Annotated in this window: 10 protein-coding genes; 7 read left to right on the top strand and 3 right to left on the bottom strand. The window is 68.5% G+C overall.

All coding sequences use genetic code 11. The features are described 5' to 3' along the window. Nucleotides 1–71 precede the first annotated feature (71 nt). The gene (locus KF707C_RS29325; protein ID WP_003454137.1) at nt 72–242 is read right to left on the bottom strand and encodes a hypothetical protein; all 171 of its coding nucleotides are present in this window, start codon (nt 240–242) and stop codon (nt 72–74) included. Between the two features lie 102 nt (nt 243–344). On the opposite strand from KF707C_RS29325, the gene KF707C_RS12085 reads away from it, so the two are divergent. From KF707C_RS12085 to KF707C_RS29460, 7 genes are all read left to right on the top strand, one after another. After that, nucleotides 345–2,792 carry an acyl-CoA dehydrogenase gene (locus KF707C_RS12085; RefSeq protein ID WP_003454139.1) on the top strand — a complete coding sequence of 816 codons (2,448 nt, stop codon included), beginning with the start codon at nt 345–347 and terminating at the stop codon, nt 2,790–2,792. Between the two features lie 71 nt (nt 2,793–2,863). After that, nucleotides 2,864–3,274 carry a PA2817 family protein gene (locus KF707C_RS12080; protein ID WP_003454140.1) on the top strand — a complete coding sequence of 137 codons (411 nt, stop codon included), beginning with the start codon at nt 2,864–2,866 and terminating at the stop codon, nt 3,272–3,274. A 149-nt stretch (nt 3,275–3,423) separates the two neighbouring features. Continuing rightward, complete coding sequence (locus KF707C_RS12075) at nt 3,424–3,942, top strand: RNA polymerase sigma factor (protein WP_003454141.1); 519 nt, start codon at nt 3,424–3,426, stop codon at nt 3,940–3,942. Beyond that, nucleotides 3,939–4,898, top strand: a complete 960-nt coding sequence (locus tag KF707C_RS12070; protein ID WP_003454142.1) for a FecR domain-containing protein — start codon at nt 3,939–3,941, stop codon at nt 4,896–4,898. The genes KF707C_RS12075 and KF707C_RS12070 overlap by 4 nt, the downstream gene beginning before the upstream one ends. Before the next feature lie 190 nt (nt 4,899–5,088). After that, nucleotides 5,089–7,503 (top strand): TonB-dependent siderophore receptor, encoded by a 2,415-nt coding sequence (locus tag KF707C_RS12065; protein ID WP_003454143.1) that lies wholly within the window; start codon nt 5,089–5,091, stop codon nt 7,501–7,503. A gap of 67 nt (nt 7,504–7,570) precedes the next feature. Then, entirely contained in the window at nt 7,571–8,701 is a 1,131-nt protein-coding gene (locus KF707C_RS12060; RefSeq protein WP_003454144.1) for a PepSY-associated TM helix domain-containing protein, read from the top strand. Beyond that, nucleotides 8,698–8,874 carry a hypothetical protein gene (locus KF707C_RS29460; RefSeq protein ID WP_003454145.1) on the top strand — a complete coding sequence of 59 codons (177 nt, stop codon included), beginning with the start codon at nt 8,698–8,700 and terminating at the stop codon, nt 8,872–8,874. Before KF707C_RS12060 ends, KF707C_RS29460 begins: the two co-directional genes overlap by 4 nt. Here KF707C_RS29460 and KF707C_RS12055 read toward each other — a convergent pair. Further along, nucleotides 8,871–11,204, bottom strand: a complete 2,334-nt coding sequence (locus tag KF707C_RS12055; protein ID WP_003454146.1) for a beta-glucosidase — start codon at nt 11,202–11,204, stop codon at nt 8,871–8,873. The two genes, KF707C_RS29460 and KF707C_RS12055, sit on opposite strands and share 4 nt — an antisense overlap. A 6-nt stretch (nt 11,205–11,210) precedes the next feature. Then, a complete protein-coding gene (locus tag KF707C_RS12050; RefSeq protein WP_036993362.1) occupies nt 11,211–12,560 on the bottom strand; it encodes an MFS transporter in 1,350 nt (449 codons plus the stop codon). Nucleotides 12,561–12,593: the final 33 nt, after the last annotated feature.

Here is a 12,593-nt window from a genome sequence, read left to right as displayed (position 1 = left end):
AATGCGACGATGCTACCGGCGGGCCGGGCGTGGGCAAAGCGCCCGGCAAACTTTCCTCATGAAACTGTGCGTCAGCTCGCTGCCAGGGCCTCGGCATGCAGGTCACCACGCAGGTCTCCACGCATGAACGGCGAGCCTTCGGCGAACAGGTGCGGATAGACCCGTTGCAGATGACCGAAGAACAGCCCTTCGGGCAGGTCGGCGAATCGACCCTGGTCCGCCAGATGCTCCCTGTAGCGCACACCCTGGCGAACGAACGGACTGACCGCCTGCCGGACGGGGTCGGCGCTGGCGCCCCGGGGCGACTAAGCTCTGGGCGGTTTCACCTTCAAGGAGGATCGAGCATGACGTTCATCTGGTTGATCGCCCTGGTCCTGGCCGTCGCCTGCCTCGCCCACCGTCGTACCGCGCCCTGGCCCGCCCTGGGCCTCTGCGCCGGCTTCCTGGTGCTGATGGGCGCGTTCAGTCCGGCCCCTGGCGGGTTGCAATTGGCGCTCTGGGCGCTCTGGCTGCTGGTGGCGCTGCCCCTGGCCCTTCCCGACCTGCGCCGCAAGTACCTCACGGCGCCCCTGTTCGCCTGGTTCCGCAAGGTCCTGCCGCCCCTGTCGGACACCGAGCGGGACGCCATCGAGGCCGGCACCGTCTGGTGGGACGGCGAGCTGTTCAGCGGCCGGCCGGACTGGCGCCGGCTGCTGGACTCGCCGCGCCCGCAGCTGACCGAGGAGGAGCAGGCCTTTCTCGACGGCCCCACCGAGGAACTCTGCGCGCTGGTCCGCGACTGGGACATCGGCCAGCGCCTCGACCTGCCGCCGGAGGCCTGGGAGCACATCCGCCGCCACGGCTTCTTCGCCCTGATCATTCCCAAGGAGTTCGGCGGCAAGGGCTTTTCCGCCTACGCCCACTCCCAGGTGGCGATGAAGCTGGCGACCCGCAGCGGCGACCTGGCCTCCACCGTGATGGTGCCCAACTCCCTCGGTCCGGCCGAACTGCTGCTGCACTACGGCACCGACGAGCAGCGCCGGCACTACCTGCCGCGCCTGGCCAGCGGCGAGGAGATCCCCTGCTTCGCCCTCACCTCCCCCCTGGCGGGCTCCGACGCCGGCGCGATGCCCGATGTGGGCATCGTCTGCAAGGGCCAGTGGCAGGGCGAAGAGGTGCTTGGCCTGCGCCTCACCTGGGAGAAGCGCTACATCACCCTCAGCCCCATCGCCACGCTGCTGGGCCTGGCCTTCAAGGCCCATGACCCGGAGCACCTGCTGGGCGACGTGGACGACCTCGGCATCAGCCTGGCGCTGATTCCCACCGACACCCCCGGCGTGGAGATCGGCCGCCGGCACCTGCCCCTGGGCGCCGCCTTCATGAACGGCCCCAACGCCGGCCAGGACGTGTTCATCCCCCTGGACCAGGTGATCGGTGGCCGCGACATGCTCGGCAAGGGCTGGATGATGCTGATGAACTGCCTGTCCGTGGGCCGCTCCATCTCCCTGCCGGCGGCCGCCACCGGCGCGGCCAAGGCCAGCAGCCTGGTGAGCGGCCAGTACTGCCAGCTGCGCGAGCAGTTCAACGTCCCGCTGGCCGCCTTCGAGGGCATCCAGGAAGCCCTGGCGCGCATCGCAGGCAACGCCTGGCTCATGGACAGCGCGCGCATCCTCACCGCCAGTGCGGTGGACCAGGGCGAACGACCCTCGGTGCTCTCGGCCATCCTCAAGTACCACCTCACCGAGCGCGGCCGCGAATGCATCGGCCACGCCATGGATGTCCACGGCGGCAAGGGCATCATCCTCGGCCCGAACAACTACCTGGGCCGCGCCTGGCAATGCGCGCCCATCTCCATCACCGTGGAGGGGGCCAATATCCTCACGCGCAACCTGATGATCTTCGGCCAGGGCGCCATCCGCAGCCATCCCTTCGTCCTCCGGGAAATGACCCTGGCCAGCCGCGAGGACCAGGACCGCGCCCTGGCGGAGTTCGACGACCTGCTGCTCCAGCACCTCGGTTTCGCCGTCAGCAACGCCGCCAGCAGCCTGCTGCTGGGGCTCAGCCTCGGGCGGGTCGGCAACGCCCCCGGGGATAACCTCACCCGCCCCTGGTTCCGTGCCCTGGACCGCCTGAGCGCCGCCTTCGCACTGCTGGCGGACAGCAGCATGTTGCTGCTGGGCGGCGAACTGAAGCGCCGCGAGCGCCTGTCGGCGCGCCTTGGCGATGTCCTCAGCCATCTCTACCTGGCCTCGGCGGCCTTGAAGCGCTACCACGACCGCGACTACGCCGGGCACCTGCAACCCCTGGTGCGCTGGGCCCTGGAGGAGTCCCTCGGCAAGGCCGAGGAAGCACTGGACGACCTGCTGCGCAACTTCCCCAACCGCTGGCTGGGCGCCTTGCTGAACGCCCTGGTGTTCCCCCTGGGGCGCCGCCATTCCGGGCCCTCCGACGCGCTGGGCGCCGAGGTCGCCGCCATCATCGGCCGGGATTCCGGCGACCCGGCCCTGGAGGAACTGCTGAGCGGCTGCTACCGCCCGCAGGAGGCGAGCGACCCGGTGGGCGCGCTGCAGGTGGCGCGGCGCCTCGTCGATGCCAGCCAGCCGCTGCGCCAGCGCGTTCACCAGGCACTGAAATCCGGCCAGCTGACCGTGGCGGCGGGCGAACCCCTGGTGGACGCCGCCCTGGCCGCCGGCCTGCTGAGCGCCCAGGAAGCCGACCAGTGGCGGGACGCCGAAGCGGCGCGGCGGCGGGTCATCGATGTCGATGATTTCAGCCCCGAGGAGCTGGCCTATCGTCCGGGCCAGATCCGCTGAGCCCCCGGGCGGGACAGCGGGCGCGGGGGGCCTTATACTCCCGCGCCCCATCACGCTTCAGGACACCCGCCATGGCCAATGCCTACCTCGACCACCACCTCGCCCTGCTTGCCCACCTGCGTGGCATCCTGGTCGCCCTGGGCGAGGCCGAACAGGTGCCGGAGGAAAACCACGCGCTGTTCGTCGAACGCTTCGACGACCTGATGAACGAACTGCCCCGCGATCCGGAAAGCAGCCTGTACCTGGGCCAGGACCTGATCAGCCAGGTCTTCCACCGCTACCCGCAGATCGCCCACCTGGTGCCCCGCGACCTGCTCTGGTTCTTCGGTGGCGACTGCCTGCACTTCATGCCCGACGAAGAAATCGAACTCTTCCAGCGCCTCGACGAGCGCCGCTATGAAGCCGAGCAGAACGACGAACCCTTCGACTGGAACCAGGAAAAGCGACTGCTGGCCCTGCCGCAAGACGGCAGCAAGCACTGAGTCCTCGGGGCGGCCCCTCGCCGCCCCTCCCGCCGCGACCGCCGCCCATCGCCCTTCCCCCCGACGCTGATTGCGGCATCGGCATCGCCTCTGCCATCATTGCGAATCGTTCTTAATCACTCCTCACACATCATCTCGACGAGGTCAACGTGTCGGCCGGCGATCCCGCGAATCCGCATCGGGTAGGGCTGCTTTACCGCGATCACCGCGACTGGCTGTTCGGCTGGCTGCGCAAGACGGTGCAATGCCCCCAGCGCGCCGAGGATGTCAGCCAGGACACCTTTGTGCGCCTGCTGGCGCGTCCCGATCTACAGGCTCCCCGGGAGCCCCGCGCATTGCTGGCGACCATCGCCCGAGGCCTGCTGGTGGACCAGTTCCGCCGCAACGACCTGGAGCGGGCCTACCTGGAAGAACTGGCGCTGGCGCCGCGGGACCTGCACCCCAGCCCCGAGGACCAGGCCCTGATCCTGGAAAACCTGCGGGAGATCGACCGGCTGCTGGGCCAGTTGTCCAGCAAGGCTCGCGCCGCCTTCCTCTACAACCGCCTGGACGGCCTGGGCCACGCCGAGATCGCCGAGCGCCTGGGCGTCTCCCCCTCCCGGGTGCGCCAGTACCTGGCCCAGGGCATGCGCCAGTGCTACATCGCCCTCTATGGGGAGCCGACATGAACCCGGTGTCCGCACGCGCCCTGGACGAAGCCATCGCCTGGCAGCTGCGCCTCGATTCGGGAGACGCCACCGAGCAGGATCACCAGGACATCCAGCGCTGGCTGGCCGCCCACCCCGAGCACGCCCGCGTCTGGCAGCAACTGGGCGGTATCGACCGGCACCTCAGCGCCGCCGCCCATCCTTCCGCGCGCCGCGCCCTGCTGCGCAGCGGTGGCGTCCGTCGACGCAGCCTGCACCGCATCACCGGCAGCGCCCTGGCCCTGCTGCTGGCCTCCGGCCTGGGCCTCGGCCTGCTGGCCCAGCAACGCCCCCTGGGTGACTACCTGGCGGACGAGCGTACCGGCAGCGGCGAACATCGCGAACTGCGCCTCGCGGACCAGACCCGGGTGCAACTCAACAGCCGCACCGCGCTGGATGTCGACTTCGAAGGCCCGGAGCGTCGCCTGTACCTGCGAGGAGGCGAAATCCTGGTGGAAACCGGCCACGACGATCCACGCCCCTTCGTGGTGGAGACCGACCAGGGCCGTCTGCAGCCCCTGGGTACCCGATTCCTGGTGAGCCGCGAGGGCGATGCCACTCGCCTGGTGGTTCTGGAGTCAGCCGTGGCCGCGCGCTCCCATTACGAGTCGGCCGATCGGGTCATCCGCGCCGGGGAGCAGGTGTGGATCGCTGACCAGCGGCTGGGGCCGACCCGCAGCGCCCCGGTGGGCAGCGATGCCTGGAGCCGTGGGCTGCTGGTGGCGGATGAGATGCCCCTGGGCCAGCTGGTGGATCGCCTCGGCGAGTACCGACAGGGCTATCTCGGCCTCGACCCGGACCTGGCCACGCTGCGCATCAGCGGCGTTTTCCCGCTCCACGACAGCGACAAGGCCCTGGCCGCGCTGCCGCCGAGCCTGCCGGTGCGCATCGAGCGATTCAGCGACTGGTGGGTGCGGGTGGTGCCGGCGAAGGACTGAGCCGGGATATGTCATGGACATGCCACTTCTGTAGGAGCGAGCTTGCTCGCGAACCGGCCCGTGCCGTTCGCCGGCGAGCCGGCTCCTACGAGGCCACGCTCGGAAAATTTTCTCTACCACCCCTGTCACTTTTCCAATCTGCTTCGGCACTAGGGCATTGAGACGATTTCTCACTTAGGAGATGTTCGTAATGCACCTTGCCTCCACCCCGTTCCGGCGCACGCTTCTGGCCCTGGCCGTCACCTTCGGCGGCCTGTCCAACCCGGCCCTGGCCGAAAGCTACCGACTGCCTGCAGCCCCACTGGCCAGCACCTTGAATCGCATCGCCGCCGACGCGGGCATCGTGCTCAGCGTCGATCCGACCCTGACCAGTGGCAGGACCGCTCCGGCGATCCAGGGCGAAATGAGCCCGCTGCAGGCCCTCTCCCGCGCGCTGCAGGGCAGCGACCTGCGTCTGGTACAGATCGGCGCGGACAGCTACAGCCTGGCACCGGTGGCTGACGAGGCACTGAACCTGCCGGACGTGAACATCGAAGGCAGCCGCAGCTACGAGACGGCCTGGGGACCGACCACCGGCTACCTGGCCAAGCGCACCGCCGCCGGGAGCAAGACCGATACGGCGCTGGTCGAAGCCCCGCGTTCGATTTCCGTCGCCACCCGCGAGCAGATGCAGGACCGTGGCGTGCACAGCCTCGACGATGCGGTGAAGTACATGCCGGGGATCGTCTCCAGCAGCTACGGCAGCGACACCCGCTTCGACTGGATGCGCGTGCGCGGCTTCGAGCCGACCCAGTTCCTCGACGGCCTGCCGCTGCCCAAGGGCGTGTACGCCAACCCGAAACCGGAGACCTGGAACCTGGACCGCCTGGCCCTGCTGCGCGGCCCGGCGTCGTCGGTGTACGGCCAGACCCCGCCCGGCGGCCTGCTGGACATGGTCAGCCGCCGTCCGAGCGCCGAGTCGAGCCATGAGGTCGAACTCCAGTACGGCAGCGACAACCATCGCCAGATCAACTTCGCCAGCACCGGCAGGATCGACGAGCAAGGCCGGTTCCTCTACGGCGTCAGCGGCGTGGTACGCGACAGCGACACGCAGATCGACCATATCGAAGACAAGCGCTACAACGTCGCACCGAGCCTGACCTGGAACATCGACGCCGATACCACCCTGACCCTGTTGTCGCAGTTCACCCGCGACGATACCGGCGTCACCAGCCAGTTCCGCCCGATCCAGGGCACCAAGATCGACATGCCGTTCGGCACGATCTCCCACCACAAGAACCTGGGCGATCCGAACTACGAGTTCTACGACCGCACCTACTACGCGCTGGGCTATGCGTTCGAGCATCGCTTCAACGACGTCTGGCAGTTCCGCCAGAACCTGCGTTACACCAAGTCCGACCTGTCGTTCCAGGCCATCACCGTCAACTCCTACATTCCGGCCTTCGCCGCCTTCGGCTTCGTCGTCGACGACAACGGCAACACCGGCCGCAGCTCGACCAATGTGGACGAGGACATCAGCCAGTTCGCGGTGGACAACAACTTCCAGGCCGATTTCACCACCGGCGACATCAGCCACACCCTGCTGCTCGGCCTCGACCACCAGCGCAACAACACCAACTACCTGTCGATCTTCGGCCAGGTCCCGGACGTCAACGTGACCAACCCGATCTACGGCGTGCCGATTACCCGCCCGCCGCGTTCCGCCGCGTTCTACGACTACAACCAGAAGACCCGCCAGACCGGCTTGTACGTCCAGGACCAGATGGCCCTCGATCGCTGGCGCCTGACCCTTGGCGGGCGCGAGGACTGGGTACACACCGGCACCGAGTTCTTCAACCAGGGCGATGCGACCAACACCGAGCGCGACCAGGCGTTCAGCGGTAACGCGGCCCTCAGCTACGTCTTCGATTCAGGCGTCGTGCCCTACCTGTCCTACGCCGAGTCCTTCCAGCCGACCAGCAACGCCACGGCTTCGCCGACCGAGTCGTTCAAGCCGACCGAGGGCAAGCAGTGGGAGCTGGGCATCAAGTACCAGCCACCCGGCACCGACATCCTGCTCACCGCCGCGGTCTACGACCTGACCCAGCAGAACGTGTCGGCGACCAACCGCATCGGTGGCATCCCGGTCACCAGCCAGACCGGCGAAGTGAAGGTCAAGGGCCTGGAGCTGGAAGCCGTGGCCGACGTCAACGAGAACCTGAAGCTGACCGCCGCCTACACCCAGGCGAAATCCGAGGTGCAGGACGGTGAGTTCAAGGGCAAGCGCCTGCAGCTGATGCCCAATCGCCAGGCCTCGGTCTGGGCCGACTACACCTGGCACGAGGGGCTGCTCGATGGTTTCGGCATCGCCGCCGGTGCGCGCTACACCGGCAACACCTATGGCGACCAGGCCAACACCGAGCTCGGCCACGCGAACGCCTACACGGTGTTCGATGCGGCCGTGCACTACGACCTCGGTCGCCTGGACAGCAGCCTCAGCGGCGCCTCGCTGGCGCTCAACGCGACCAACCTGTTCGACAAGGACTACATCTCCACCTGCGACGGCTTCTACTGCTACTACGGCGACGAGCGCAGCGTCGTAGCCAGCGCCAGCTACAAGTGGTAAGGCGGCCGATCGCAACCCACGTAATACCGGGGCCGTCCGAGTGACGGCCTTCGCCACTGGAAAGCCAATGAAACCCTCCACCATCCGCCGCTGGTCCTTCGTCCACACCTGGACCAGCCTGGTCTGCACCCTGTTCCTGCTGATGCTGGCCATTACCGGCCTGCCCCTGATCTTCCATCACGAACTCGAGCACCTGCTGGGCGAGGCTCCCGAGCTGCGCGAGATGGCGCCGGACACGCCCCACCTGGGGCTGCAACAGCTGGTGGAAGCCGCCGAACGCCATCGCCCCGGCGAAGTGGTGCAGTACATCGGTTTCGAGAAGGACGAACCCAACGGCGTGGTGACCATCACCGCTGCCAGCGCCGGCACCGAGCCCAATTCATCCCACACCTTCATGCTCGACGCCCGCACTGGCGAGCCGGTCGCCATGCCGGCGGCCAATGGCGGTGTCCTGATGTTCATCCTGCGCCTGCACGTGGACCTGTTCGCCGGCTTGCCCGGCAAGCTGCTGCTGGCCTTCATGGGCCTGCTGTTCGTGGCCGCCATCCTGTCTGGCGTGGTGCTGTACTCACCCTTCATGCGTCGGCTGAAATTCGCCGAGGTGCGCCATGCGCGCTCCACCCGCACCCGCTGGCTGGACCTGCACAACCTGATCGGCATCGTCACCCTGACCTGGGCCATGGCAGTGGGCGTCACCGGCGTCATCAGCGCCTGCGCAGACCTCCTGATCAGCGCCTGGCGCCAGGACGCCCTGGCCGCACTGGTGGAGCCTTACCGGAACGCCCCACCGCTGACCGAACGCGCCCCCGCCGACAGGGTGCTGGCGATCGCCGCCGATGCCTTGCCGGGGATGCAGGCGGACTTCATCGCCTTCCCCGGCACGCGCTTCTCCAGCGAACACCATTACACGGTGTTCATGGTGGGCGGCTCTCACCTCACCGCCCACCTCTGGACGCCTGTACTGATCGACGCGCGTACCCTGGCGGTGACCGCCGTGGCCCAGCGCCCCTGGTACATGGACGCCCTGGCCATGTCACAACCGCTGCACTTCGGCGACTACGGCGGGAGGCCGATGCAGATCCTCTGGGCGGTACTCGACCTGCTCACCATCGTCCTGCTCGGCAGTGGGCTCTATCTCTGGTGGGCACGCCAGCGGCGCGGTGCCGACAAAGGGATCGAACGGGAGGCAACCGCATGAACTGGCGGCAATCCACCTTCGCCCTGCCCACCCTCATCGGTCTGCTGTCGGCCGCCGGCCTGTTCAGCGCCCTGCTCGGGGACGGCGGCTGGGATGCCGTCGCCTGGCTGGGGCTGGGCATTCCCGCCGTGCTGGGCACCTGGCCGATGTTGCGTCGCCCCCGCAACCGCTAATCCGGCTCCCGGCCCTGTCGCAGCGCCCGCTCCAGCTCCGCCTCGCTGACCTCCAGGCGGAGCAGTTCCACCAGGCTCACGTAGAGCCCCGCAAACAAGCTGGGGGCCAGCTCCGCCAGGCGCCGACGCACCCGCCCCACGGGAACCCCGCTCTTGCGGCTCACCAGCCGCGCCACCGCCGCAAAGGCCGGCGGGTTCCGCAGCAACTGGGCCAGGGAGGAGTCGGCGCTGAGGACCGGATAGCAGGGCGGCGCGCTGATCCGTACCTGCCCCACCAGTCGGACATCGCGGGACGAGCTGCCGATACGCAACTGATGGACGCCTCCGGCCAACACCCAGCGCCCGCGTTGCGGGTCGTAGTGGGCCAGGGCATCCGCCTCCAACGCCAGTTCGACCCGTCGGCGCTCTCCCACGGCCAGGGCCACCTTGGCGAAGGCCTTCAGCGCCTGGGGCTCCCGCAGCAGTTCCCCAGCCGGTGGCGCCACGTAGAGTTGCACCACCTCCTGCCCGGGACGGGGGCCGAGATTGGTCAGTTCCAGGCTGATCCACAGGGTCTGGCCCGGACCGATGCTGGGCTGAGACACGCGCAGGTCGCGATAATCGAAGCGGCTGTAGCCGAGGCCGAAACCGAAGGGAAAGCGGGGTTCGATGCGGCGCTTGTCGTAATACCGATACCCGACGAACAGCCCCTCGCCGTACAGGTGGCGCGACTGCTCTCCCGGGTAGCCCAGATGGGCGGGCGTTTCTTCGAGGCTGTTGGGGAAGGTGACGCTGAGGCGTCCACTGGGATTGGTCCGGCCGAACAGCACCTCGGCCACGGCATGGCCCATGCCCTGGCCGCCGAAGAAGGTGAGCAGCAGCGCCCGCACCTGCTCCAGCCAGGGCATCAGCACCGCATCGCCGCTGGACAGCACCACGACCAGCCGCGACTGGACACCGGCGACGGCGTCCAGGAGCCGCGCGTGGGCGGGCAGGATATCCAGGTCCCGGCGGTCGCCGTTCTCCCCATCCATGCCCACCGGGGTGCTGACGAAGAGCACCACCAGGTCGGCCCGGCGCGCCAGGGTCATCGCCTCGGCCTCCGCCAACGGGTCCATCGCCCCATCCGCCCCGGTGCCCATCGCGTATTCCACCTGCCGGGCGTCTCCGGCCAGGGCGCGGATTTCCTCCAGCGGGACGTCCAGGTGGCGGGCGCGAGTGGTGGCGCAACCCGATCCCTGGATCACCGGTTGAAGGGCCGGCGAGCCGATGACCGCGATGCGGCGGACCTCGTCACCGATGGGCAGTACATCGTCCTCGTTCTTGAGCAGCACCAGGGATTCCGCAGCGAGGCGGCGCGCCAGCCGATGGTGGGCCAGATGATCGGCGCGGGCATCCGGGCGCCGGCCGGCCTCGACCCGCGCCACCAGGCGCAACACCCGTTCGCAGGAACGGTCCAGGGTCTCCCGGGGAACGCTGCCGTCCAGCACCGCTTCCAGCAGCGCCTCATGCTGGCGGCGACTTTCCGGCATGGCGAGATCGTTGCCGGCCAGCAAGGCCGCCGGGCGGTCCTTGATCCCGTGCCAGTCGGATATCACAGGTCCCTGGTAACCCCATTCCTCCCGCAGCACCCGCGTCAGCAACCAGGGATGCTCGGCTGCCTGGGTGCCGTTGAGCCGGTTGTAGGCCGACATCAGCGCCCAGGGTTCGACCCGCTCCAGCACATGCTGGAAGCTGCGCAGGTAGAGTTCCCGCAGGGGGCGCTCGGCGACCACCGAATCCATCTCGGTGCGACGGTATTCCGAGTTGTTGCAGGCCAGGTGCTTGAGGCAGGCGCCGACGCCGCGCGCCTGCAGCCCCTCTATCAACGCCGCGGCCAGCTCGCCGGTGAGCAGCGGATCCTCCGCGTAGTACTCATAGCCCCGTCCCGCCAGGGGCGTGCGGCGCAGGTTGACACCGGGGCCCAGGAGCAGGCCAACGCCCATTTCCTGGCATTCCTCGGCCAGGGCATGGCCCATTTCCCGCAGCAGGGCCGGGTCCCAGCAACAACCCAGGCAGGAACCGCTGGGGAAACAGGTGGCCTGCCGGGCGAGGCCGAACAATGCCTCCACGCCCGCATCGGCCCTGCCCTCCAGGTCGTCGGCCCGCAGTGCCGCGTCCAGCCCCCAGCCCTCGCCCCCATCGATCTGGCCGATGCTGTAGCGCACACCCTGGGTGCCGTCGGTCATCAGCACCGCCGCGATCCCAAGACGCGGCAGCGCCTGGGTTCGCCAGAGCCCGTCACCTCCCAGCAGCCGCACCTTCTCCTCGAGATTCATGGCGCCGAGCCGCGCCCGGATGTCCTCGTCCATCGACCGCTACCTCCCCGGATCGCACTGGAGGAGCTGCCCCAGCAGTTGCCGGTAGCGCGACTCATCCAGGGCATAGAACGAAATGGCCAGCAGGCCCAGGGCGAAGCAGGACGCGGGGATCAGCGTCATGCCCCGCTCGATGCCCATCAGCGCCCTGGCGCTCACCTCTCCCGGCCGGTAGTCGTGCAGCTCCAGCAGCAGCCCCGCCAGGCCGCCGGCCGCGGCCATGGCCAGCTTGGTCACCAGGTTGTAGAAGCCGTAGACCGCCCCTTCCGCACGCTGAGCGCCGCGCCATTGGGCGTACTCGACGGTATCGGCCACCATCGCCCACATGCAGACGAAGAGCATGGCCAGAGCCGCGCTGTAGACCGAAACGCAGAGCATCACCCAGGCCCCGCCGCCCTCCACCGCCAGTTGGGCCGTGAGGGCGCTCCCTCCGGCCAGCAGCGCGGCCTGGCTCAGGCGTTTCTTGCCGATACGCCGGATCAGGGGGTCGGAGAGCAGGGTGCCGCCGATGTAGGCGCAGGACTGGATAAGGAAGAAGGCCCCGACGAACTCCGGGTCCCCCAGGACATGGTTGACGTAGTACACCGCCATCGCGCCCCACAGGCTGTAGGCGACATAGACCGCGGCGGTGTGGAGCGACAAGAGCAACAGCGGGGCATTGCCCAGGGTGGCCCGGAGCACGTCCCGTAGCGGCGGGCGGCCGACCGCGACGCTGCCGACGCGTTCCCGGGTCATGGCGAAGCAGGCGAGGAACAGCAGGGTCGCCAGTCCGGCGAAGCTGGCGGCCACCACGGCGTAGCCCAGCTGGGGGTCCCGGAAACGGGCGATCAGCCCCATTGCGCAGCCGGACACCAGCAGGTAACCGAGCATCGCCCCCAGCATGCGGTACATGGAGAGGGAGGCCCGCGCCCCTTCGTGCAGGGTCATGCGGTTGGTCAGGGCCGAATAGGGCGTGTTCACCAGTGAATAGGCGAGGCAGTAGCCGCTGTAGCCCAGCAGGGCGAAGAGGAACTTCAGTTCGACGGCCGGCGCCAGGAAGCACGACAGGGTCAGCACGCCCAGGGGCGCTGCACCGTACAGCAGGTAGGGACGCAGCTTGCCGTGGCGGGAACGGGTGCCATCGATGAAGTAGCCCACCAGGAGCGTGAAGACCGCATCCAAACAGCGTGCAATGACGAAGATCAGGCTCGCCTCCCCCGCCGAGAGGCCATAGATATCGGTATAGAAGTAGAGGAGGAACAACGAGACCATCCCGAAGGACAGGTTCGACGCGAGGTCGCCGAGACCGTAGCCCACGCGCTCTCGCATCCCCAGCCAGACATACCCCGCGACCCGTCGGTTTCCGTGCATGGTTCCCCCCGTGATGGCGAATGGAGGCGGTAC

Origin of the sequence: Pseudomonas furukawaii, assembly GCF_002355475.1 — a bacterium.
Taxonomy (GTDB): domain Bacteria; phylum Pseudomonadota; class Gammaproteobacteria; order Pseudomonadales; family Pseudomonadaceae; genus Metapseudomonas; species Metapseudomonas furukawaii.
This window is presented reverse-complemented; position numbering and strand designations above follow the sequence as displayed.